24 protein-coding genes are annotated in these 22479 nt (G+C 65.3%); 16 read left to right on the top strand and 8 right to left on the bottom strand.

Annotated features, from left to right (window positions below; genetic code table 11):
- Positions 1-35 precede the first annotated feature (35 nt).
- Both SPR01S_RS16275 and SPR01S_RS16270 read right to left on the bottom strand, forming a co-directional pair.
- Positions 36-686: a DUF4893 domain-containing protein gene (locus SPR01S_RS16275; protein ID WP_066591268.1), complete on the bottom strand. Its 651-nt coding sequence runs from the start codon at positions 684-686 to the stop codon at positions 36-38.
- Positions 687-897: 211 nt separating this feature from the next.
- Complete coding sequence (locus SPR01S_RS16270; protein ID WP_066591267.1) at positions 898-3816, bottom strand: M16 family metallopeptidase; 2919 nt, start codon at positions 3814-3816, stop codon at positions 898-900.
- A 227-nt stretch (positions 3817-4043) separates the two neighbouring features.
- Between SPR01S_RS16270 and SPR01S_RS16265 the strand changes: the two genes are divergently transcribed.
- The gene (locus SPR01S_RS16265) at positions 4044-4901 is read left to right on the top strand and encodes an aspartyl/asparaginyl beta-hydroxylase domain-containing protein (RefSeq protein WP_245662051.1); all 858 of its coding nucleotides are present in this window, start codon (positions 4044-4046) and stop codon (positions 4899-4901) included.
- A gap of 216 nt (positions 4902-5117) precedes the next feature.
- Positions 5118-7484, top strand: coding sequence for a membrane-bound PQQ-dependent dehydrogenase, glucose/quinate/shikimate family (locus SPR01S_RS16260; RefSeq protein ID WP_066591262.1), 2367 nt, complete (start codon positions 5118-5120; stop codon positions 7482-7484).
- A 12-nt stretch (positions 7485-7496) separates the two neighbouring features.
- Here SPR01S_RS16260 and SPR01S_RS16255 read toward each other — a convergent pair whose 3' ends face one another.
- The 6 genes from SPR01S_RS16255 to SPR01S_RS16230 all read right to left on the bottom strand — a co-directional run bounded on the left by SPR01S_RS16255 (position 7497) and on the right by SPR01S_RS16230 (position 11356).
- Complete coding sequence (locus tag SPR01S_RS16255) at positions 7497-8183, bottom strand: DUF1223 domain-containing protein (protein ID WP_066591260.1); 687 nt, start codon at positions 8181-8183, stop codon at positions 7497-7499.
- Complete coding sequence (locus SPR01S_RS16250) at positions 8180-8944, bottom strand: HvfC/BufC N-terminal domain-containing protein (protein WP_066591258.1); 765 nt, start codon at positions 8942-8944, stop codon at positions 8180-8182. The genes SPR01S_RS16255 and SPR01S_RS16250 overlap by 4 nt, the downstream gene beginning before the upstream one ends.
- Positions 8941-9771: an MNIO family bufferin maturase gene (gene bufB / locus SPR01S_RS16245; protein ID WP_066591256.1), complete on the bottom strand. Its 831-nt coding sequence runs from the start codon at positions 9769-9771 to the stop codon at positions 8941-8943. The genes SPR01S_RS16250 and bufB overlap by 4 nt, the downstream gene beginning before the upstream one ends.
- 62 nt (positions 9772-9833) lie before the next feature.
- Positions 9834-10097 carry a BufA2 family periplasmic bufferin-type metallophore gene (bufA2, locus tag SPR01S_RS16240; protein WP_066591255.1) on the bottom strand — a complete coding sequence of 88 codons (264 nt, stop codon included), beginning with the start codon at positions 10095-10097 and terminating at the stop codon, positions 9834-9836.
- 81 nt (positions 10098-10178) lie between these two features.
- A complete protein-coding gene (locus tag SPR01S_RS16235; protein ID WP_066591254.1) occupies positions 10179-10820 on the bottom strand; it encodes a DUF1109 domain-containing protein in 642 nt (213 codons plus the stop codon).
- Positions 10817-11356 (bottom strand): sigma-70 family RNA polymerase sigma factor, encoded by a 540-nt coding sequence (locus SPR01S_RS16230; RefSeq protein ID WP_066591252.1) that lies wholly within the window; start codon positions 11354-11356, stop codon positions 10817-10819. Before SPR01S_RS16230 ends, SPR01S_RS16235 begins: the two co-directional genes overlap by 4 nt.
- Before the next feature lie 215 nt (positions 11357-11571).
- Between SPR01S_RS16230 and SPR01S_RS16225 the strand changes: the two genes are divergently transcribed.
- The 14 genes from SPR01S_RS16225 to SPR01S_RS16160 all read left to right on the top strand — a co-directional run bounded on the left by SPR01S_RS16225 (position 11572) and on the right by SPR01S_RS16160 (position 22391).
- The gene (locus SPR01S_RS16225; RefSeq protein ID WP_066591250.1) at positions 11572-11850 is read left to right on the top strand and encodes a BufA1 family periplasmic bufferin-type metallophore; all 279 of its coding nucleotides are present in this window, start codon (positions 11572-11574) and stop codon (positions 11848-11850) included.
- A gap of 60 nt (positions 11851-11910) precedes the next feature.
- A complete protein-coding gene (locus SPR01S_RS16220; RefSeq protein WP_066591248.1) occupies positions 11911-12369 on the top strand; it encodes a DoxX family protein in 459 nt (152 codons plus the stop codon).
- A 197-nt stretch (positions 12370-12566) separates the two neighbouring features.
- Positions 12567-13862, top strand: coding sequence for a chloride channel protein (locus SPR01S_RS16215; RefSeq protein ID WP_066591246.1), 1296 nt, complete (start codon positions 12567-12569; stop codon positions 13860-13862).
- Positions 13863-13955: 93 nt separating this feature from the next.
- On the top strand, positions 13956-14531 hold the full coding sequence (locus tag SPR01S_RS16210) for a NifU family protein (protein ID WP_066591244.1): 576 nt from the start codon (positions 13956-13958) through the stop codon (positions 14529-14531).
- A 46-nt stretch (positions 14532-14577) separates the two neighbouring features.
- Positions 14578-15168, top strand: coding sequence for a malonic semialdehyde reductase (locus SPR01S_RS16205; protein WP_066591277.1), 591 nt, complete (start codon positions 14578-14580; stop codon positions 15166-15168).
- Between the two features lie 26 nt (positions 15169-15194).
- Positions 15195-15815, top strand: coding sequence for a tRNA (adenosine(37)-N6)-threonylcarbamoyltransferase complex dimerization subunit type 1 TsaB (gene tsaB, locus SPR01S_RS16200; protein ID WP_066591242.1), 621 nt, complete (start codon positions 15195-15197; stop codon positions 15813-15815).
- Complete coding sequence (rimI, locus tag SPR01S_RS16195) at positions 15812-16282, top strand: ribosomal protein S18-alanine N-acetyltransferase (protein WP_066591238.1); 471 nt, start codon at positions 15812-15814, stop codon at positions 16280-16282. The genes tsaB and rimI overlap by 4 nt, the downstream gene beginning before the upstream one ends.
- Positions 16283-16390: 108 nt before the next feature.
- Complete coding sequence (locus SPR01S_RS16190) at positions 16391-16807, top strand: Ros/MucR family transcriptional regulator (RefSeq protein ID WP_066591237.1); 417 nt, start codon at positions 16391-16393, stop codon at positions 16805-16807.
- Between the two features lie 235 nt (positions 16808-17042).
- The gene (locus SPR01S_RS16185; RefSeq protein WP_066591236.1) at positions 17043-17465 is read left to right on the top strand and encodes a Fur family transcriptional regulator; all 423 of its coding nucleotides are present in this window, start codon (positions 17043-17045) and stop codon (positions 17463-17465) included.
- A gap of 82 nt (positions 17466-17547) precedes the next feature.
- Complete coding sequence (locus SPR01S_RS16180) at positions 17548-18318, top strand: lysophospholipid acyltransferase family protein (RefSeq protein ID WP_369405274.1); 771 nt, start codon at positions 17548-17550, stop codon at positions 18316-18318.
- Positions 18319-18328: 10 nt separating this feature from the next.
- The gene (miaB, locus tag SPR01S_RS16175) at positions 18329-19642 is read left to right on the top strand and encodes a tRNA (N6-isopentenyl adenosine(37)-C2)-methylthiotransferase MiaB (protein ID WP_084251251.1); all 1314 of its coding nucleotides are present in this window, start codon (positions 18329-18331) and stop codon (positions 19640-19642) included.
- A 341-nt stretch (positions 19643-19983) separates the two neighbouring features.
- Positions 19984-20982: a PhoH family protein gene (locus SPR01S_RS16170; protein WP_066591232.1), complete on the top strand. Its 999-nt coding sequence runs from the start codon at positions 19984-19986 to the stop codon at positions 20980-20982.
- A complete protein-coding gene (ybeY, locus tag SPR01S_RS16165; protein ID WP_066591230.1) occupies positions 20982-21491 on the top strand; it encodes an rRNA maturation RNase YbeY in 510 nt (169 codons plus the stop codon). The genes SPR01S_RS16170 and ybeY overlap by 1 nt, the downstream gene beginning before the upstream one ends.
- A gap of 9 nt (positions 21492-21500) precedes the next feature.
- A complete protein-coding gene (locus SPR01S_RS16160) occupies positions 21501-22391 on the top strand; it encodes a hemolysin family protein (protein WP_066591228.1) in 891 nt (296 codons plus the stop codon).
- Positions 22392-22479: the final 88 nt, after the last annotated feature.

Here is a 22479-nt window from a genome sequence, read left to right as displayed (position 1 = left end):
CGTTAAGGGGTGTCTCGATCGTCACCTCACACGCGTCAGCTCGACCCGTTCACCACCGGGATCAGTTCGTAGATGTCGAGCGTCTGGTCGCCCTGCCCGTCATTCTTGACGAGCGCCATCCGCCAGCGGAACGGCGCGATGCGCTCGATCACCGCGGCGACGTCGCGTTGCCGTACTTCCCCGTAAGGCGGCGCGGAAGGGGCCTGTTGCGGACGCAGCGTGCCCAGGAAGATCAGGCGCTTGCCGCTATCGTCGTCGAACAGCCAGCCACCGGGCAATTGCGTTCCGGTCTGCTTGGTGAAGCTCTGCTTTCCGTCGACCATAGCGATATAGCAGAAATCGGACTTGTAGCTGACCACGCCACGCCGACCGCCGACCCTGACGAGCCGGCATTGATAGGATCCCGGAGACAGCGTCGGCGCATCGAGCCCAGCGGTCGGGTTGAGCAACATCCCTTGCGCCGCGACCCGCGCCCGCATGGTCGCCGGAAGGGCTGCGAGCATGCGCTGCATGCGGCCGGTGAGGTCGTCGATTCGCCGCTGATCGTCCGACGTCGCGGTCGCGCGCCACCCCGTCGGCTGCTCCACCGGCGCTCCCGCGGCAACGCTCACCACAGCTTTCGGGCCCGTAGAACATCCTGCCAGGACGACGCTCAGCGCCACCGTTCCCATCAAGGACCAGCGCATCTCTGCCCCCTTCTCTCAGGCTAAATCAACTTGTTTTCAGAATGTTGCCTAAAAGTGACCGGAGATAGTTAACAAAAGGTTAAAATCGGCTTCGGATTGCGATCGGCCGAGCGCGGTTGGCCGTGCCCGGCGCACGCTCCGCCGAGCGGCTCCCGGAATGGGACCTGTGATCCTTGGAGCATGCGCGGCGCGCCGGCGCGCCGCCAGCCGCTTACTGCGCCCCGCCCGCCACGCTCAGCCCTTCCTTGGCCGCGACCGCCTTGGGCACCACTTCCATCGTCCAGTCCTTGTCGGGGCGCAGATACTTGGCCGCCACCGCCTGCAGCTCGGCAGCCGTCACGTTCTGATAGTCGAGTAAAATGCTGCGCGCCGCGGCAATCTTGCGGGGATCAAAGGACGCTCCCCCTAGCAGATTGAGCCAGAAAGTGTTCCCGGTCGAGGCGCGCATGACATATTGCTGCATCGGCGTCTTCGCCCGCTGCAACTCGTCGTCGCTGATCGGATTCTTGACCAGGTCGCTCGCAATCTCCCGCGACAGGCGGAAGAACAGGTCGGTCTTGTCGGGCGGCACCTGGCCGATCGCCATGATCCGTCCGCCGCTGGCGGCACCGTCGGGCCAGCTCGACCCGACGCTCGGCGAATAGCTCGCACCCGCTTCGGTGCGCAGCCGGTCGTAGAGCCGGTCGCTGAATACCTGCGCCAATACGTCGAGCTTGCGGCTTTCCGGAATGCCCTCGACGCCACCGCCGGTCGGCCAGGCGATCAACGCGACAGCCTGGTTCTCCTGGCCCGAATGCGTCCGCACCACCGGCGTGGCATTATGCGCGGGGAATTTGATCGGCGACGCTGCCGCGGCGGGTGCCGCGCGCGGCTTCAGCGCACCGAACGTCGCCGCGACGGCGTTGATCGCCTCCTCGCCCTTGACGTCGCCAAACACTTCCACCTCGATCGGGCCCGAAGCCAGGATCGGCTGCCAGAAGGTGCGGAACTGCGCCGGGGTCAGCGCCGACACGGTGGCCGCGGGCGGAATCCCCCAGCGTGGATCCTTGTCGTGCAGGAACCATTCGAGGTCGCGGTTGAGCACACCGTCGGGCGACGAATCAAGTCCCGGATAGCCGGCGAGCATCACTGCCTTCGCGCGGGCCAGCGGCGCCGGGTCCCAACCCGGCGCCTTCAACTTGTCGGCGAACAGGCGGAGCTGATCCTTGTAGTCCTGCGGCGAACTGACACCGGCGAGCGTGAAGGCATCGTCGTCGATCCCGAAATCGAAGCCCAGCCGACGGCCGGTCGCCAATTGGTCGAGCTGTTCCTGGCCCAATTTGCCGATCCCGCTCGGCACCAGCGCCATATCGCCTGCCCAGGCCGGCGTGCGATGGTCGGACGGGATGGCATTATACCCTCCACCCCAACGCACGCGGACATAGACGCGGTTGGTCTCGCTCGAATTGACGAACAGCAGCAAGCGTACGCCGTTGGCGAAAACGACTTTCTGCATCTCCAGGTCGGGAATGCTCTCGTTGCTGACGACCTTGCCCGGGGGGCCCAGCGGCGGCAGCTTGGAAAAGTCGATCGCCGCCAGCGCGGTACGCTTGGGCGCCAGCTTGGACACGTCGGCGTCGAGAGCTGCTGCCAGCTTGGTCGCTGCCGCCGGATCGGCGGTCGGCGTCGAGATGAAGGCGCGGGTCGCATCGCCCTGGAAGACGCGCTTGGTCGATGCCAGGATCGACGCGGGCGTGAACATGCCCTTGGCGCGTGCGTCGGTCAGGATCTTGTACGACACGTCGGGCGCCGCGACCGTCTCGCGGATATCGAGCGCCTGGACCATGTTGTCGGCCTGTGCCGACCCCGCCTCTACCCGCGACGTGTCGACGCCGTTCTTCATCGCGGCGTCATATTCGGCGAGCTCGCGATCCAACTCGGCCTGGCTCGGCGGATTGGCCTGCGCATCGGCGATCACCGCGCGCACGTCCTTCAGCGCCTGTTCCCAATTGTTGCCGACGGGCACGATGTTGACGAACGTCCCGTTGACGGAACGCGACACGTCGTCGAGGCTGACTTGCGCCTGAAGGAAGCTGCCCCCGGCTCGCGCCCGCGATTCCAGCCGGCGGTTGATGATCTGCACCGCGATCAGGTCGACCAGGCGCTTCTGGTTGAAGATGACCAGGTCGTTGTTGAAATGCCAAGGGCGCAGCACCGCCATCGACACCAAGGTCGGCAGGCCGGGCTCGACGAGCGTGCCGGTGGTCGGCTGCTTGGTCGCGGGCGTGCCGAAATCGGGGTCGGCCGGATTGGGCCCCTTGCCCTTCCAGCTCGAAAAATTCTTGTCGACCAGCGTCTCGAACACGAGCGGATCGATATCGCCCGAGATGATCACGACCGCGCGTTCGGGCCGGTACCATCTGTCGTGGAACGCGCGCAGGCTGGCGGCGGTGGCCGCCTCCAGCGTCTTGACCGTGCCGATCGGCGAGCGCGTCGCGAACGGCTGGCCGGCGAAGATCGTCGCGCGCTGGGCATCGCCGAAGCGAACCTGCGGCCCCGGCGCCTCGCGCTGTTCGGCCATCACTACCGGCCGTTCCGAATTGACGACCTTATCGTCGAAGCTCGGCGCTTCCATCATTCCCGACAGGATCTTCAGGCTCTCGTCGACCGTGGCCGGCGTGGCGGACGGCAGATCGAGCTTGAACACGGTCTGGGTGAAGGTGGTTTGGGCATTGGTGTCGCTGCCGAAGGTCGCGCCCAGACGCTGCCAGGTGCGCTTCGCCTCATTGTCGGCAACATATTGGCTGCCACGGAACACCAGATGTTCCATGAAATGGGCATAGCCCTGTTCGCTGTCATCCTCGTACAGCGAACCCGCATCGATACGCACGCGGATCGACACCTGACCGGGCGGCACGCCGTTCTTGCGCACCGCATAGCGCAAGCCGTTGGGCAGGGTCCCGAAATGCCATTCGGGATCGGGGGTGATGTCGCTGCCCTTGAACAGCCAGGGCGAGCGGTCGACTTCCGGACGGACGGCAAGCGGCGCGGCTGCCGTCGGGGCGGTCTGCTGGGCAATCGCCGGAAGCGACATCCCGAGGGCAATGGTGACGAGGACGGCGAGACGCGGAACGCGGAACGTAATGGCCATACGGCCTGTGTAGGGCGTCGCCAGGCGAGCGGCAACCGTCCTCGCCCGAAGGCAACCCGAATGGCAAAAGGTCACATCCTGCCCCTTGTGTCGCCATTTTTTCGACCCAGATCAGGGTTAGCGGCAATTGTGCGCTGCCGCATCAGCGTAGCGTATTCGACATTTGTTGGCTCGATCGGTCCTCGTGCGACGTTGGTGCCGGTCCCGTTGGACGATGAAGAGGCTTTGTGAGCGTCGATCAACAGCTGCAGCCGCCGGTATTGCGGCGGAAATCGGGCAATGTCGCCGATGGCAGCGTGCCCAACATGACCGTGATATCCGGTACGCCCCAATCGAATCGCGTTCCGATCGGCGGCAAGGCTGAGAAGCGGCCGTTCATCATCCGCTATGGCAAGCATTTGCGTGGGTTCTTCGACCGACTGATCGCATCGTCGTCGCTCGTGCCGAACGACCCCGTACTCGACGTCCGTGACTTCCCCTGGACGCAGCATCTGCGCGACAATTGGCAGGCGATCCGCGACGAGATGCTCAACGCGGCGATGGGTGACAAATCGCCCTCCCTCTCGAGCATCTCGCCCGACCATCGCGCGATCGCCCCGGTCAACAAGTGGCGCAGCTTCTTCCTGTGGGGCTATGGTTATTGCGTCGAAGATAATCTCGAACGCTGTCCAGTGACGACGGCGACCGTCGCCAAGATCCCCGACCTCAACAGCGCATTTTTCTCGATCCTCGCGCCGGGCACGCACATCCCCGCCCATCGTGGCGTGACCAAGGGGCTTATAACCTGCCATCTCGGGCTGGTCGTGCCCCGCGATGGCGATGTCCGGATGCGGGTCGACAACCGCATCGTTCGCTGGGCCGAGGGCGAGACTTTGGTGTTCGACGACACTTATGACCATGAGGTGTGGAACGACACCGACAATATCCGGGTCGTCCTGCTCATCCAGATCAAACGTCCGCTGCGCAATCCGGGCAAGTGGATCGCCGACACCTTTCTCAACGTCGTCCGCCGCTCGGCCTTCGTCCAGGAAGCACGCGACAACGTGATGGCGTGGAACGACGCTGTGAAGCAGATGGATGTCTGACTGATCGCAGCGGAATAGCTCTGGCTATTCCGCACCTGCGATCAGTCCGGACGGCGGCGCTGCCAAGCGCCGACCGACGGCGCGGATTTACTCCGCGCCGGGCGCTCTCGAATTGGTAATCGATTGCTACGCGCCGGAACGGCCCCCACTCCTGCTTCGTTAACGGCGCAACGAAGCGCGCCTGCACGCCCGCTTCCCGAACCGACGGAGACGACCATGGGACGCAGCTGGCCAGCCATCATCATCGCTGTGCTGATCGGCCTGATCGGCCTCGTGTTGACGGTGGGCGGCGCCTACCTCGCGGTACTCGGCGGGTCGATCTACTATCTGATCGCCGGTATCGCGATGCTCGCCTCGGCCTGGTTCCTGTTTCGCGGACGACTGCTTGGCGGCTGGATCTATTGCGCGCTGTTCGTGCTGAGCGCGATCTGGGGGCTCGCCGAGGCACGCGGCAACGCCTGGGCGATGGTGCCCTGGCTGATCGCGCCATTCGTGCTGCTGATCGCGGTTGCATTGGTGATGCCGACGCTGACCAGCGATCGCAACCGCTGGAAATGGGCGGGCGGTGGGATCGCCGGCGCCCTCGTAACGGTCATCGCGATATTCGGCCTGTTGGCCGGGGGCGGGTCGCCCTCGCTCGCGCTGCCGGCGCAAATGTCGCCGGGCATGACCGATCCGTCAGGGCTCGCGACCGGCGGCGACTGGCCCACCTATGGCGGGACTTACGCTAATTGGCGTTATTCGCCGCTGACCCAGATATCGCCCGACAATGTCGGCAAGCTGCAAAAAGCGTGGGAGACGCATACCGGCGGCACTCCGACCAGCGCGGCCTTCCGGAAGCTCTATGGGACCGAGAACACGCCGCTCAAGGTCGGCAACCTGCTCTATATGTGCACTGCCAAGAATGTGGTGGTCGCGCTCGACGCCGCGACGGGCAAGACAGCATGGCGCTTCGACCCCAAGGTCCCTGACGCCTGGATTCCGTATACTACTGCGTGCCGGGGCGTGGCCTATTACCAGGTACCTGGAGAGGCGGCGGGGACACCCTGCGCCTCGCGGATCATCGAGGGCACGCTCGATTCCCGGCTGATCGCGCTCGATGCGGCGACCGGCGCGCCCTGCGCCGAATTCAACGGCACCGGTCAGCAGGACACCAAGATCGGCATGGGCCAGGTTTATCCCGGCCTCGCCTCGATCAATTCGGCGCCCAGCATCGTGCGCGGCATCGTCGTCGTCGGACACCAGATCCTGGACGGCCAGTATCGCGGCGCGCCGTCGGGCGTGATCCAGGGCTTCGACGCGAAGACGGGCAAGCTCGCCTGGGCCTGGGACATGGTCCATCCCGACTGGACCGGCTATCCGCCGGCAGGCCAGACTTGGGCGCGCGGCACGCCCAACATGTGGACCGGCAGCGCCGGCGACGAGAAACTCGGGCTGGTCTACGTGCCTCTCGGCAATGTCGCGGACGATTATATCTCGACTGGCCGCACGCCGCAGGAAAATGCCTATTCGAGCTCGATCGTCGCGATCGACGTGACCACCGGCAAGCCGCGCTGGAGTTTCCAAGCGGTCAAGAAGGATGTCTGGGATTACGACTTCGGCAGCCCGCCCTCGTTGATCGACTATAAGGGCACCGCGGCCCTGATCGTGCCCTCGAAACAGGGCGATCTCTACATCCTCGATCGGGCCACCGGGCGCGCGCTGACGCCGATCGGGTCGATCGCCGCACCGCAAGGGGGGATCGAACCGTCGGAGCGCGCGCCGCGCCAGATCGTGTCGCTGTGGCAGACGCTGCGCAAGCCGCCGCTGGTCGAGTCCGACATGTGGGGCATGTCGCCGATCGATCAGATGCTGTGCCGCATCCAGTTCAAACGCGCCGACTATCGCGGCGAGTTCACGCCTCCGAACGTCGGCCGCAACAGCGTCGAATATCCCGGCTATAATGGCGGCAGCGACTGGGGCGGCGTCTCGATCGACCCGGTTCGCGGCATCCTGATCGCCAATTACAACGATACGCCCAACCTGGTCCGGCTGTTGCCGCGGGCCGAGGCCGACAAGATGGGGATCAAGCCGCGCTTCGCCTCGAAAGAGATTTCGAGCAAATCGCATTCGGTCGATCCGCAATGGGGCGTGCCCTATGCAATCGACGTCAATGCCGGCTGGCGGATGCCCTTCACCAAATTGATGTGCAAGCGCCCGCCTTATGGCGGCATCCGCGCCATCGACATCGCGACCGGCCAGACGCTGTGGGACCGCCCGCTCGGCACCGCACGCCGCAACGGTCCGTTCAACCTGCCGACGATGCTGCCGCTGACGATCGGCACGCCGAACAATGGCGGCGCGGTCACGACGGCGAGCGGGCTGATCTTCATCGCCGCGGCAACCGACGATCTAATCCGCGCGATCGACCTCAAATCCGGCAAGACCGTCTGGTCCGCTCCACTCCCCGCTGGCGGCCAGGCGACGCCGATCGTCTATCAGCAGGACGGCCGCGAATATCTGGCGATCTTCGCCGGCGGGCACCATTTCATGGAGACGCCCGCCGGCGACAGCGTCATCGCCTATGCGCTGCCGAGACGCTAGCGGCTATGCCGGTCAGATCCGCCGTGCGGCGATGATCGCTCCGCCGCGCCCTTGCTGGATCAGGACCGCGCTGGACAGACCCGTCGGGGCCGACGGAAGCGCCAGACGTAACGGGGCGCCGGTCCATTGTCCCAACTGGACCAGCTGGCGCACCACGTTGCGGTGCGCGATCGTGCGGCCCCCGTTCTCGCCGGCACGGATCGGCACGGCAATCGTCCGCGGATCGTAGCGTACCAGCCACACGGTCGCACTGCCCCTGCCAGTGCCGATGGCGAGCGACCCGCCCGTCCGACCAATGGTCGGCCCGGTTGCCGGACGCCCGACACGGCGAATGGCGGCGTCGACTTGGGCGGGATCCCCGCCGGTCACGACGCCACTTCCATTGATCACCATCTGCGGCGTCGCGACATAAGTCCTGCCGCTTGCTCGAGCATAATCCCATTGGCGCTGCGTGAAGGCGGGGTCGGCGAACGTATCCTTCCAGCCGAGCTGGTCCCAATAGGTCACCGCAAAGCTGAGCGCGAGGACGTCGGGACGATCGGCGAGTGCGTTGAGCACCGCGTCGGCGGGTGGGCAGGATGAGCAGCCCTGGCTCTGGTACAATTCAACCACCGTCGGGTTGGCGGTATCGACTGCCGCGTTCGACTGCGTCGAACAGGCGCCGGTGAGGGCCAGCAAGGCGATCCAGAGCATCTTCATATCGAAACAGACCTTTCCTCGATCCTGGTGATCAACCCGTCGGCCAGCCACTGGCCGAGCAATTGGCCGGCGAACGCGATTCCCCTCTCCTGTCCGAGCGCCGCGACGATCTCGTCGCACATGGCGGCGAAAGACAGCCCGCCGCGCGCCGCCAGCAATGCCTGGCGCTCGACCTGGTCGATCGCGCGGAAGCGCGAAATCTGCTCCTGTCTCCAGACCAGAATGGCGCCCGTTTCGGGCAACGGCTCGGCCGCCGGCGGCACGTCGCCCACCGCTAGAGCGGACCAGATCGCCGGTGCGTTGGTGGACAGTTCGCCGACATCGAGCGTCGGCGTGAACTGCAATGTGGCGCTGTCCCAATCGACATCGCCCAGCATCGCGGCGTCGGCCGCCGGCGCGTCGGGCCCGACGAATGCCTCACCCAGCGCGCAATCGATCCAGGCCAGTTCGGCGACTTCGGGATCGTCCGGGTAGAGCAACGCCAGCGTCGCGGGAAAATCGCGCGAATAGGCGTCGAGCGTCCAGCTGCTCGGCGGCACGCGCTCGATGTGGGCGATCACCGCTTGCCGGAACGCCGCGTCGCCCAGCCAGTCGCGCGTCCGCGCGAAACTATCCTCCAGGCACGCCACGAGCTGGCCGCGATAATTGTTCAGATAGACGCGCAGTCCCGGCGCGGAATCGTCGCCGAGCCGCCGTGCTGCCCAGCGATCCTCGCGGATCAGCCAATTACGCAGATCGCGCTGAAGCTCGATCAGGCTCATGCCGCCCGCCTCAGGTGCCGCCGGCCGATCGTGCGTGCCACCGCCAATTCGCCGAGTAGATCGGCCAGCGGCGGGATGTCGTCATCGCGCTCGATCATCGTCGCCACCGGCCCCAGAAGCGGCAGGACATGCGCATAGAGGTCCCATACCGATCCCGGCACCGGGCGATCGTGCGTGTCGATGAGCAGATCCTCGCCCATGCTGTGTCCGGCCAGATGGATCTGGCGCACGCGATCATGGGCCACGCCGTCCAGATAGGCGATGGGGTCGAAGCCGTGATTGCTCGCGCTCACGAAGACGTTGTTGACGTCGAGCAACAAGCCGCATCCGGTGCGGGCGCACATCGCGTCGAGAAATTGCCATTCGGTCATGTCGGCCGGGGCAAAGTCGATATAGGTCGAGGGATTCTCGATCAGCATCGCGCGGCCCAATGCTTCCTGAGCGCGATCGATATTGGCACAGACCAGGTCGAGCGCTTCGCGCGTGTAGGGCAAGGGCAATAGATCGTGCGAGCTGAACCCCTCGATCCGCGTCCAGCTCAAATGGTCGGAGACGAACAGGGGATCGATCTCGTCGATCAGCGCGCGCAGCCGTGCGAGATAGGCGCCATCGAGCCCGTCCGCCGATCCGATCGACATCGACACGCCGTGCAGCGCGACCGGATAGCGCGCCCTTACGTCGCGCAGGATCTGGCGCGGTCGCCCGCCGTCGATCATGAAATTCTCGGAGATGACCTCGACAAAGTCGACCGCCACCCGATGGTCGAGAAACTCGGCATAATGCGGCTTGCGCAGCCCCAAACCGAAGCCGGCGAACGGAGCGATCACGGTCTAATCTCCTGCAATGGGCATTGGCCCGGCCGCGTGTTGGCGACCGGGCCCGGATATGCTCAGTTCGGCGCCGTCAGGCTGCCGCCGGCCGTCTTGCAGGCCTTCGCGGTCATTTCCTTGAAGCCCTGGCCCTTGCAGTCGTTCTGGCCCTTGCAGTCGTGCGTGCCAGACTTGCAGTCGGACTGACCCTTGCAGCTGTTGACGCCATAGCAATGGATCTTGGCGCCGCCCTTGGCGACCGCGGCACTCGGCACGGCGGCGGCGGTGATCGCGACGATTGCGGCGGCGGTAGCGACGCTGACGCCGGTACGAAGAATGGTCATTGGGGTCTCCCGAAAAGGATTGTGCCTCATTGGCTCTTCCGGTTCGCGGGCCCGATTGTCGCGGTTACAGCCGTCGCCAAATTACCAGCGCAGCAGGCGCGGCCCCAGCAAGGCACCGGCCGATGCGGCCAGCAGGATTCCGAGCGAATACCAGGTCAGGACGAAGATCGCCGACACTTCGGGGCAATGGATGCAATAGACCGTCGCCGCGAACGCCCCGGCGGCCAGACCCGCCGCGGCGCCTGCCGCGCGAAGGCGCGTCGGCGCGAGGCGGCGGAATGACCAGAGCAAGCCGACGAAGATCGGCGCGGCCAGCGTCAGCACTCGCCACGGACAGACCATCCAGCTCTCGCCCAGCCACATTGCCAGCCATTCGCCCTGCGGCGTGCGCAGCAATTCTAGCGCCCCCAACCCAGCCAACAGGGCCACGGGGATCGCCAACAGCCATAGCCACCGCAGCCGCGCGCTGTCGGGGCGCGCGAGTTGCGCCGTCACCACCACCGCGGCGATCGACAGTGAGATCGTGTAGCCCCATTTCATCCAGAACGAGAAACCATGCATCGCGACCGACAGGTCGGGACGTACGCCCATGACCGCGACGACGATCGTCAGCGACACGATCAGCCCACCGGCCAGGCCGAGACCGAGCCGCCATCCGACGGTGTGGCGCCGCACGCGGGGGACATCGGCCGACAATTGCGCGATCAGGTCGTCGGTATTCATTGGCCGCCTCCCTGAATGCGCGCCATCAGCGATTTTAGGCCGCGATGGACCGACACCTTCACGTCCGATTCGCCCAGGCCATCGGCTGCCGCGGCTTCGGCGACGCTCAGGCCGTCGATCCGGGTAGCGCGGATCATCCGCGCTTGCTTGACCGGGAGCGTGCCGAGCAACTCGTCGACATCGATCCGCGCGATCGACGCGCCCTCGAACGCTTCGGCGACTAGCAACTCCTCCATGCCCTCGATCGGCTGCAGCCGCCGGACCCTGCGGAAATGATCGATCATCTTGTATCGCGCGATGGCGAACAGCCAGGAAGTAAAGGGACGATCGCGATCGTAGGTGGCGCGGCGCGTGTGCACGGCGATCAGCGTTTCCTGCACCAGATCCTCGATATCGTCGGCGGAGCCATTGGCATGGCGCCGGTAATAGCTACGGAGCAACGGCACGAGCAGGCGCAGCAACACCGTGTGCGCGCCGGCATTGCCGTCGAGCCCATCGATCATCAACCCGCGCAACTCGTCCTCGTTTGCCCGCATCTGCACTCCTCGGCAGGAGTTCGGCATAGCCGGGGCTGAGGTTACACGGCGGCGGTAAAATTCTCGCCGGCATTTTTGTAACCGCCGCTCGGCCCTCCCCGAACCGGCATCGTGACCTGGGCTTTACCTGCCTCCTTCCTCGGTCACCGCGCGGCCCGGCGATCCCCCCGTCCGGGCCGCGCGCCCTGGGCACCTCCATTCAAAGGAAAATTCTCATGCGTTCCACTCACGCCACTCTGGCCGCCACGCTCGCCTTGGCCGTCGCTGGCACCGCTCTCGCCACCTCCGCCTCGGCCCAGACCAAGCCCGCGATGGAGAAGTGCTATGGCGTGTCGCTCGCCGGCAAGAACGACTGCAAGGCCGGCGCCGGCACCACCTGCGCGGGCACGTCCAAGGTCAATTATCAGGGTGACGCCTGGAAACTGGTCAAGGCCGGCACCTGCACCTCGATCAAGACACCCAAGGGCAACGGCTCGCTGACACCCAAGGCGTGATCCGATGTCGTCCGGGGTGCGCAATCCGCATCCCGGCCGATCCGGCCAGGAGGAAAATAGATGAATTCGCTGATCGCCTTGTACGATCGTTTCGTCGGTCTCGCGTCGCGCCTGATGCCCGATGCCCTGTTGCTCCTCGTAGCGCGCCTCGGCATCGCAGCGGTGTTCTTCATGTCCGGACGGACGAAGGTCGACGGCATCATCCACATCACCGACGGTACGTACGAGCTGTTCCGCACCGAGTATGCGCTGCCGCTGATTCCGCCCGACATCGCCGCGGTCGCGGCAACCTGGTCGGAGCATGTCTTTTCGATCCTGCTGGTGCTTGGGCTGTTCACCCGGTTTTCGGCGCTCGCCTTGTTCATCATGACGCTGACGATCGAGATCTTCGTCTATCCCGATGCCTGGCCGACGCATCTCAGCTGGGCAGCGATCCTGCTGCCGCTGATCTTCCGCGGCGGCGGCGCCTGGTCGCTCGACGCGCTGATGCGGAGCTTCCTCCTTCCGGCGCGCCGGTAGGCGGGCCCCACCGCTTCCGGTCTAAACAAATGCTACGCTGGCCGGACGGACGTGATCATGCGCCCAGCCGGCGCGGCGATGGCTCACCAACTCGCGGCCCGAGTCGGCGACAAGCCGCGCGGTCACCTCGCTTTTCTGGGTGCAATGGCGTCGGCCCGGTCCTAAGCGGGCTCCCCATGGTCGATTCCCCACCTTCTATGTCGCAACGCGATGCGCTGCGGCGGACGCGCATTCTCCTTCGCCGCCATGGCCCTACCGCAGCCGTGTGGCGTCGGCGCGCCGCGATCATCGGTGGCGCGGTGTTGGTCGGATTGGCGGCGATCGCCTTCGCCCGAGCAGCCGATCGGGCCAGCGGCCTGTTCGATGCGATGGTCGCGCAATATTGGTGGCTTCCGCTGATCCTGACGCCGGTGAGCTACGTCCTGATCGTCTGGATCACCAACCGCTACGCCCCGACGGCGCGCGGGTCGGGTATTCCGCAGATCATTGCCGCCAAGCGCGATCCGGTGGGCGCGACGACCGACCTCACCTCGGCTCGAACCGCGATCCTGAAGACGGTGTTGACCGCCGCCGCGCTTGCCGCCGGCGGCTCGGTCGGGCGTGAGGGCCCCACGGTGCAACTCGGCGCGACGATCATGGCCTATGCCCACAAGGTGCTGCGCGTGCCTATCAACGCTTCGGTGCTCGTCGCCGGGGCCGGGGCCGGCGTGGCCGCCGCCTTCAACACGCCGCTCGCCGGCGTCGCTTTCGCGATCGAGGAATTGGCCGCAGCGTACGAACAACGGATGACCCTGCTCGTCATGACCGCGGTGTTGATTTCGGGGATGATCGCTCAGGGCGTGGCCGGCGATTACGTCTATTTCGGCATCGTCGGGCAAACCCTGCCGCTCGGAACGGTGCTGGTCGTGGCACCGATCGCCGGTGTCCTGGGAGGCACGACCGGCGGGCTGTTCTCGCGATTGACCTTATGGTTCGCGCGTGGCGGCGCGCGGCGCATTTCGGGTGGGCGCCCGCTGATGCTCGCGGCCGTCTGCGGGCTCATCGTCGCGGTGCTGGGCATTGCCACCGGCACGACCTGGGGAACGGGGTACGCGCCAGCGCGCGCGATGATCCAGGGTACCGATACGCCGATCTGGTTCGGCGCGGCGAAGTTCGCCAGCACCCTGGTGACGACCGGCGCGGGGTTACCCGGCGGCATCTTTTCGCCCAGCCTCGCGACCGGCGCGGGCGTCGGCAACGTGCTTCACGCGCTTTTCCCCCACGAACCCGCGGGCGCGGTCATCCTGCTCGGCATGGTCGCTTATTTTACCGGCGTAGTCCGCGCACCGCTGACGGCGGTGATCATCATCTCGGAAACCACGGGAAGCCGTGGATTGATGCTGCCGCTCCTCGCGGCCGCGATCATCGCCGAGGGGGCCGCCGCCCTGGTCTGCCGCGAGCGCCTCTATCACGGCCTCGCTTTGGGGTTCCTGCCGAAAGAAAGCGAGAAATAGCGCCTTGGCGAACAATCCGCCCTTGCCGGAACGCAACAATGCGTTTCCGCCTGGGCGCTTGATCCCGGGCAAGTTCCGTCCCACATCGCTGCCATGCTGATCGAAACCGAATCCACGCCCAATCCAGCGACGCTCAAGTTCCTGCCGGGGCGGACGGTGATGGATGCCGGGACCCGCGACTTCGCGACCCCGGAAGAGGCCGACGCGTCGCCGCTGGCGGAGGCGCTGTTCAATCTGGGCGACGTCACCGGGGTGTTCTTCGGCCGCGACTTCGTTTCGGTCACCGCGGCGCCGGGGATCGACTGGCCGGGCCTCAAGCCCGACGTGCTGGCGATTCTGCTCGACCATTTCTCGGCCGGCATGCCGCTGTTCAAGCCGGCAACCGCGGCAGGAATCAACGTCCCGGCAGACGATGCCGGGCTGAATGACGATCCCGCCGATGCCGACATTGTCGCCCAGATCCGCGAACTGATCGACACGCGCGTTCGTCCGGCGGTGGCGAACGATGGCGGCGACATCGTCTATCGCGGGTTCGACAAGGGTAAGGTCTATCTGCGCATGCAGGGCGCCTGTTCCGGCTGTCCGTCGTCGACCGCGACGCTCAAGAACGGCATCGAGCAACTGCTCAAATATTACGTTCCCGAAGTGACCGAGGTTCGCGCGGTCTGATCCGCGCCGGCCGAGGCCTTCAACCGCATCACTCAGGAGAATGGCCATGGGCGAAAAGCTCACGGACAGTGCGCTCGACACGATCTTTCGTACCGCGCGCACCTATAACGGCTATACCGACGCGCCCGTCACGCAGGACGATATCAAGGCGATCTACGAACTCGTTAAGATGGGCCCGACGTCGGCCAACCAGCAACCGGCGCGGTTCGTGTGGCTGCTGAGCCAGGACGCCAAGGACAAGCTTGCCGGGTTCGCCAGCGCGAACAACGCCGACAAGATTCGCAAGGCGCCCGCCAGCGTAATCATCGCGTACGACAAGGAATTCCACGAGCATCTGCCGGAATTCTTCCCGCACGTCGACGCGCGCCCGTGGTTCGCCGAACCGGTATCGCGCGAGCGCCACGCTTTCCTAAACTCGACGCTGCAGGCCGCCTATTTCATCATCGCGGCGCGCGCTTTGGGGTTCGACACCGGCCCGATGACGGGGTTCGACAATGCCGCGGTCGATGCCGCGTTCTTCGCCGACCAGCCCAATTTCCGCTCGACCATTCTCTCGACGCTCGGCCATGGCGACCCGGCGAGCATCTTCGGCCGCCTGCCGCGACCCGCATTCGAGAAGTTCAACACTGTTCTCTGACCGCAAAATTGCGCTAGCGGGCTGACATGGCCCGCACGCTCGTCATCGAAACCGCCACTGCCGCCTGTTCGGTCGCCCTGATCGAGCAAGCGACGGTGGTAGCATCGGCGCACGAAGTCGTCGGGCGTGGCCATGCCGAGCGCCTGCTGCCGATGATCGCGAGCCTGCCCGATGGCGGTCGCGCTGACGCGATCCTGGTCGATTGCGGCCCGGGCAGCTTTACCGGCATTCGCGTCGGCATCGCCGCGGCGCGCGGTCTTGGCCTGGGTTGGAACGTACCGGTGCGCGGTTTTTCCAGCTTGCCGCTAGTCGCCGGCGCCGCCTTTGCCGCCGATGCCGACCTCGACCAGCTTGCGGTGGTGCTGGAAGGCGGGCATGGCGAAGTCTTCATGCAGCCATTCGCCCGCGATCCGCTCGTCGCCACTGCCGATTTCGCCTCGCTTCCTCCCTCGGAAGCGATGGCGCGGCTCGACGCGACCGCGGTCGGCAACGGCGTCCGGTTCCTGTCGCACGGAGGGCGCGAACGGCTGCCCGATGCGGCCGATGTCGTTCTGCTTCCCCCTGCCCTGATCGACCTGCCGCCGCGCCCTATTTACGGCCGCGCTCCCGACGCCAAGCCGATGGCGCCCGGGAAGGCGGGCGCATGAGCACCGCCGCGGTCGATCTGCGCGAAGGCGACGTCCGCGATCTCGACCGGATCGACCGGATCATGGCCGACGCCTTCGATCCTCGCTGGGGCGAGGCATGGACGCGCAATCAGGTCATTGGAATATTGGCGGTTCCGGGAGTCTGGCTGACGATAGCGGAACTTAACGGCAGTGCGGTCGGATTTGCGCTGACGCGCGGCGTGCTGGACGAAGCGGAATTGCTGTTGCTCGCCGTCGCGCCTGAAGCACGCCGCCGTGGTGTCGGCGCGGCGTTGCTTCGCGCGGTGATGGCCGATTGCGCTGCGCGCAAGATTTCGCGCATCCATCTCGAAGTACGTGCCGGCAACGATGCGATAAAATTGTACAGAAATTCTGGCTTTTCCAAGATTGGCGAGCGCCGCGACTATTATCGCGGAGTCGACGGCCGGACCTATTCGGCGCTAACGCTTCATCGCAAGATTGCGTGAATAATCTCATTTGCTTGGGGTTAGTCCTTGCGCTTCTACCCAAAATGGATCAAAGCCCCGCGGCGTTGGGGGACCGCAAATCTTACGTACAGGGTCGAAGGAATCACGATGGACAACACCAACGATATGCAGGAAACCTTGGTCACGTTGACCGCCGATATTGCCGCCGAATATCTCGGTAACAACAACGTCGCCGTTTCGGATATCGAACTGGTTATCCAGAACATTTATCGCGGACTGTCGCGCCTTACCCCGCAGGCGCCCGCTCCTGAGCCGAAGCAGGAACCGGCGGTTTCGATCCGTGCTTCGATCAAGCCCGACTATATCGTCTGCCTCGAGGACGGTAAGAAGCTCAAGATGCTCAAGCGTCACCTGATGACGCATTATCAGATGACCCCGGAACAGTATCGCGCCAAGTGGAACCTGGCCGCCGACTATCCGATGGTCGCGCCGAACTATGCCGAACAGCGCCGCAGCCTGGCGAAGAAGATCGGTCTCGGCACGAAGCGTCGCAAGACCCGGTAGACTATTGGGCTGGGGTTGCCCGTAGGGCGAGACCGGAAGATGCAGGAGAAAGGCCGGGAGAAATCCTGGCCTTTTTCTTTTGAATCGCGTGCCGCCACTCCTTCGCTTGCGCTTGGGACTACGAGGCGGATCGCGCCCCGCACGATCCAGGACATGTCGTTGCCACGCTACCTCTCCGCTAATTGCGAATAACTCTCCACTTTCGCAACAACGACGTTGCGCCTATATCGCCCCGATGGCGCGCAGCATCGACCTCGAAGCCCTTTGTCACGAAAAAGGATTGCGCATCACCGACCAGCGCCGCGTGATCGCGCGCGTGTTGAGCGAAGCGGAGGATCATCCCGACGTCGAGAAGGTCTATGCCCGTGCGTCGGCGATCGATCCCGGCATCTCGATCGCGACCGTCTACCGCACCGTGCGCCTGTTCGAGGAAGCCGGCATCCTCGACCGCCACGATTTCGGCGACGGGCGCGCGCGCTACGAACCATCGCCGGAAGCGCATCACGACCATCTGATCGACGTCGAGACCGGACGGGTCATCGAATTCGTCGATCCCGAGCTCGAACAGCTCCAGAAACAGATCGCGGAGAAGCTCGGCTTCCGCCTGGTCGATCACCGGATGGAGCTGTATGGAGTCAGCCTCTCCCGCAAGGATTGAGGCGCGCCTTCAGGCGGCCAGGGGAAATCCCCAGCCAATCCCGCTGACCGGCCGACTTCGCATCTGGCGCCGTGCTGCGGGTATGGTCGCCGGGCTCTTGCTGTTCGTTCCGCTCCATTATTGCTGGCGCTTTCTCCACCTGAGCTCGCCCTGGCCGCGACTGTTTCTCGCCTGGGCCGGCTATTGTTCGGGTGCACGCGTAGAACGGATAGGCATCCCGCTCAAACGCGATGTCTTCTACATCTCCAACCATTGCAGTTGGATCGATATCCTGGCGATCGCCGGGGCGAGCGGCACTGCGTTCGTGGCCAAGGCAGAATTGCGCAAGGCGCCGGTGGTGGGTTGGCTCTCGAGCCTCAACCGTACCGTCTTCGTATCGCGCGAAGACAGGCTGGGCGTTGCCGAGCAGATCAACCGGCTGCGCGAGGCGCTCGCCGAAAACTGGTCGGTCACGGTCTTCCCCGAAGGCACCACGACCGACGGACGCTCGCTGCTGCCGTTCAAGTCGCCGCTGCTGAAAGTGCTCGAGCCGCCGCCCGCCGGCGTTCTCGTCCAGCCGGTACTGCTCGATTATGGCGAAGTCGGACCGGATATCGGCTGGATCGGCGACGAGCATGGCAAGGACAATGCGCTGCGCGTGCTCGCGCGTCCCGGCACCTTCCCATTGCGCATTACCTTCCTCGATCCGTTCGATCCGCGCGAATTCCCCGGCCGCAAGGCGATCGCGGCGGAAAGCATGCGCCGCATCCGCGACGCGCTGGCCGCGACTTTGGGCCACGATGTGCCGACGTTCATCGGCCACGATGTCTGGGCGGGACGAACCCCTCCCCGTCCCGGAGAGGACCTGCTATAGGCGCCGCCCCATGACGAAGCCCACCAATCCCAAGACCTTTCACGTCAAATCGTTCGGTTGCCAGATGAACGTCTATGACGGCGAGCGCATGGCCGAACTGATGGCGGCGCAAGGCCTGACCGCGACCGACGATGCCAATGCCGCCGATCTGGTCGTGCTCAACACCTGCCATATCCGCGAAAAGGCGACCGAGAAGGTCTATTCGGACATCGGGCGCCTCAGGAAACACGGCAAGGATCCAATGATCGCGGTCGCCGGCTGCGTCGCCCAGGCCGAAGGCGTCGAGATCGCGCATCGCGCCAAGGTCGACATTGTCGTCGGTCCGCAAGCCTATCACAACCTTCCGGACTTGGTCGCCAAGGCATCGCGCGGCGAACTCGGGCTCGATACCGACATGCCGGTCCTGTCGAAGTTCGGCGCACTTCCGGCGCGGCGCAAGGTCGGCCCGACCGCGTTCCTGACGGTGCAGGAAGGCTGCGACAAATTCTGCACCTATTGTGTCGTGCCCTATACCCGCGGCGCCGAAATCAGCCGGCAGTGGGATGCTCTGGTCGACGAGGCCAAGGCGCTGGTGGATGCCGGCGCCAAGGAAATCACCCTGCTCGGCCAGAATGTGAATGCCTGGAGCGACGGTGACCGCGACCTCGGCGCGCTGATCCGCGAACTGGATCGCATCCCGGGCCTGGCGCGGATCCGCTACACGACCAGCCATCCCAACGACATGACCGACGGGTTGATCGCGGCGCATCGCGACGTCGAGAAATTGATGCCGTTCCTCCATCTGCCGGTCCAGGCCGGCAACGACCGCATCCTCAAGGCGATGAACCGCAGCCACAGCCGCGATTCCTATCTGCGTATCCTCGATCGCGTCCGCACAGCACGGCCCGATATCGCGCTGTCTGGCGACTTCATCGTCGGCTTCCCCGGCGAAACCGAAGCCGAGTTCGCGGACACGCTGAGCCTGATCGACGAGGTCGGTTACGCCCAGGCATTCAGCTTCAAATATAGCCCCCGCCCCGGCACCCCGGCGGCGGACATGGACGGTCAGATCGCGCCCGAAGTGATGGACGACCGCCTGCAGCGCCTGCAGGCCGCGCTCAACCGCGACCAGGCTGCGTTCAATGCCGCGAGCGTCGGACGCACGTGTCAGGTGCTGATCGAGCGCAGGGGCAAGCTGCCCGGCCAGATGCTCGGCAAGTCGCCCTGGCTGCAGTCGATCCATCTGATCACCGACGCGCAGGTCGGCGATCTGGTCGAGGTCGAGATCGTCAGCGCGGGCCCAAATTCGCTGGCCGGCATCGAGCGAGTGCGCGTGGCGGCCTGATTTCCATCGTCACCCCGGGCTCGTCCCGGGGTCCAAGGCGCCCCAGGCGATATCGCTCGCAGCACCTCGGATGCCGGAACGAGTCCGGCATGACGATGAAAACTTGATCCCGTAACGCTCCTTAGGATGTTGCGCCGATCGCACACTTGCCGCCGACCCGACGATTGGCATCAATTCCTGCTGTCATCACCGCCGCCGATCTGCCATCGTCCGCCCTGGATGCGCGACGCCCTTCCCGCCCTGACGCCTGACGGAACATCTTTCCGCATGGCCTCGTTCGGCGGTGTCATGAAACCCGGCTATTCGCCGCACCAGCTATCCCTACAGCCCGAAAGGACCGCATGAGCCGCAAGCCTGTCCCCGCCCAATCCGGCGAACGCAGCCGGGTCGAGCTGACCTTCGACAAGCCACAGCTGCTCGCGCAACTTTTCGGGCAATATGACCAGAATCTGGTCGCGCTCGAACACCGGCTGGGCATCTACATCACCGCGCGCGGCAACCGCGTCGGACTGGAAGGGTCGGCCGAGCAGGTCGCGATGGGCCGCGACGTGCTCTACGATCTCTACAAACGGCTGCAGCGCGGCGAGGATATCGATACCGGATTGGTCGACGCGTCGATTGCCATGGCATCGGAGCCCGTGCTGGACGGCATCATCTCGGCGGAAGCCAGCCCGGCGCCGCCGATCATGATCCGGACGCGCAAGAAGACGATCGTGCCGCGCACACCGGCGCAGGCGCATTACATGCGCGAGCTGACCAACAACGACATGATCTTCGCGCTGGGGCCGGCGGGCACCGGCAAGACCTATCTCGCGGTCGCGCAGGCGGTGTCGCAGCTGATCACCGGCAGCGTCCAGCGCCTGATCCTGTCACGGCCTGCGGTCGAGGCGGGCGAGAAGCTCGGCTTCCTGCCCGGCGACATGAAGGAGAAGGTCGATCCCTATCTCCGCCCCTTGTACGACGCGCTCAACGATTGCCTGCCCGCCGAACAGGTCGAACGGCGGATCAGCTCGGGCGAGATCGAGATCGCACCGATCGCCTTCATGCGCGGGCGCACCCTGGCCGACGCCTTCATCATTCTCGACGAGGCGCAGAACACCACGCCGGCGCAGATGAAGATGTTCCTGACCCGCTTCGGCGAGCGCAGCCGCATGGTGGTCTGCGGCGATCCCAATCAGGTCGACCTGCCGGGCGGCGTCGAGGCGTCGGGCCTGCGCGACGCGGTCACCCGGCTGGAGGGGATCGAGGGGATCGCGATGAGCCGCTTCACCGCCGCCGACGTCGTCCGCCATCCGATCGTCGGGCGGATCGTCGAGGCGTATGAAGGACCGCACGGCTGATGCTTGAAATCGCCCTCACCCACGAAGATCCGTGGCCCGAACACGATTGGGATGCCCTCGCCGACCGCGCTGCCCGCGCGGCGATCGACCGCACGCCGCACGGCGAGTTGCTGACCATTCCCGCCGCGGTCGAGATTTCGCTCCGCCTGACCTCGGACGACGAAGTTCACACGCTCAACCATCAATACCGCCACAAAGACAAGCCGACCAACGTCCTCAGCTTCCCGATGGTCCAGACCGACCTGCTCGAGACGGTCACGCAGAATTCGGACGACGGCGAGGTGCTGCTGGGCGATATCGTCCTGGCCCATGGCGTCTGCGCGGCGGAGGCGGCGGAGCGCAATATCGCAATCGAAACGCATGCGACTCATTTGATCGTGCACGGCGTGCTGCATCTGCTAGGTTATGACCACATGACCGACCGCGAGGCCGAGGCGATGGAGGCGATCGAAACCGACGCGCTCGCCTCGCTCGGCATCGACGACCCCTATCTGATCGAAGAGGACTGACCGACTACAATGCCCGAGGGCCCCAGTACCGACGCCGGCGACAGTATCTGGCGCAAGCTGAAGTCGCTGTTCGGAGAACACGAACCGACGCTGCGCGATCAGCTCGAGGACGTGATCGAACGTCACGAGGATGACCCGGCTCCCGATGCCGCCGGCGACCTATCCCAGCTCGAGCGCCAGATGGTACGCAACCTGCTCCATTTCGGCGAGCGCGATGCGGGCGATGTCGGCGTGCCTCGCGCGGACATCCTCGCGATCGAGGAAAAGACCAGCTTCGCCGATCTCGTGAAGCTGTTCGCCGAGGCGGGGCATAGCCGCTTGCCGGTCTATCGCGGCAGCCTCGACGAAGTGATCGGGATGATCCACGTGAAGGACGTGTTCGCGATCCTGGCGACCGGCGTGCCGCATCCCGAAGACATCGCCGACCTGATCCGTCAGCCTCTCTATGTCCCAATGTCGCGCGGCGCGCTCGACCTGCTCGCCGACATGCGATCGAAGCGCGTCCACTTGGCGATCGTGCTCGACGAATATTCGGGCACCGAAGGCCTGGTCACGATCGAGGACCTGATCGAAGAGATCGTCGGCGACATCGAAGACGAGCATGACGAAGCGCCCGAGGATTTGCTTGTACCGCTCGACGGCGGCGCCTGGGATGCCGACGCGCGCGTCGAGCTTGAGGACGTTGCCGAGACGATCGACCCACGCCTCGCCGAGCATGACGAGGATGTCGATACGCTGGGTGGGCTCGCCGCGGTGCTCGCCGGCCGCGTGCCGCTCAAAGGCGAATGCCTGCAGACTCCGTCGGGCTGGACTCTCGAAGTGCTCGAAGCGGATTCGCGCCGCATCGAACGATTGCGCCTTCATCCCCCCAAGCCGGTGCGCGAGGGCACTGAGGCCTGACGCGCGGATGAGTGAGTAGCGAGGTTCGCTGGACTGTTAGGAGATTTGATCTGATCCATTGACCCTCACCCTTCCCACCGTCTGCGGC

The organism is Sphingomonas pruni NBRC 15498, from assembly GCF_001598455.1.
In the GTDB taxonomy this organism is placed as follows: domain Bacteria; phylum Pseudomonadota; class Alphaproteobacteria; order Sphingomonadales; family Sphingomonadaceae; genus Sphingomonas; species Sphingomonas pruni.
The sequence above is the reverse complement of the archived record's forward strand: the minus strand, read 5'-3'. Positions and strand labels throughout refer to the sequence as shown.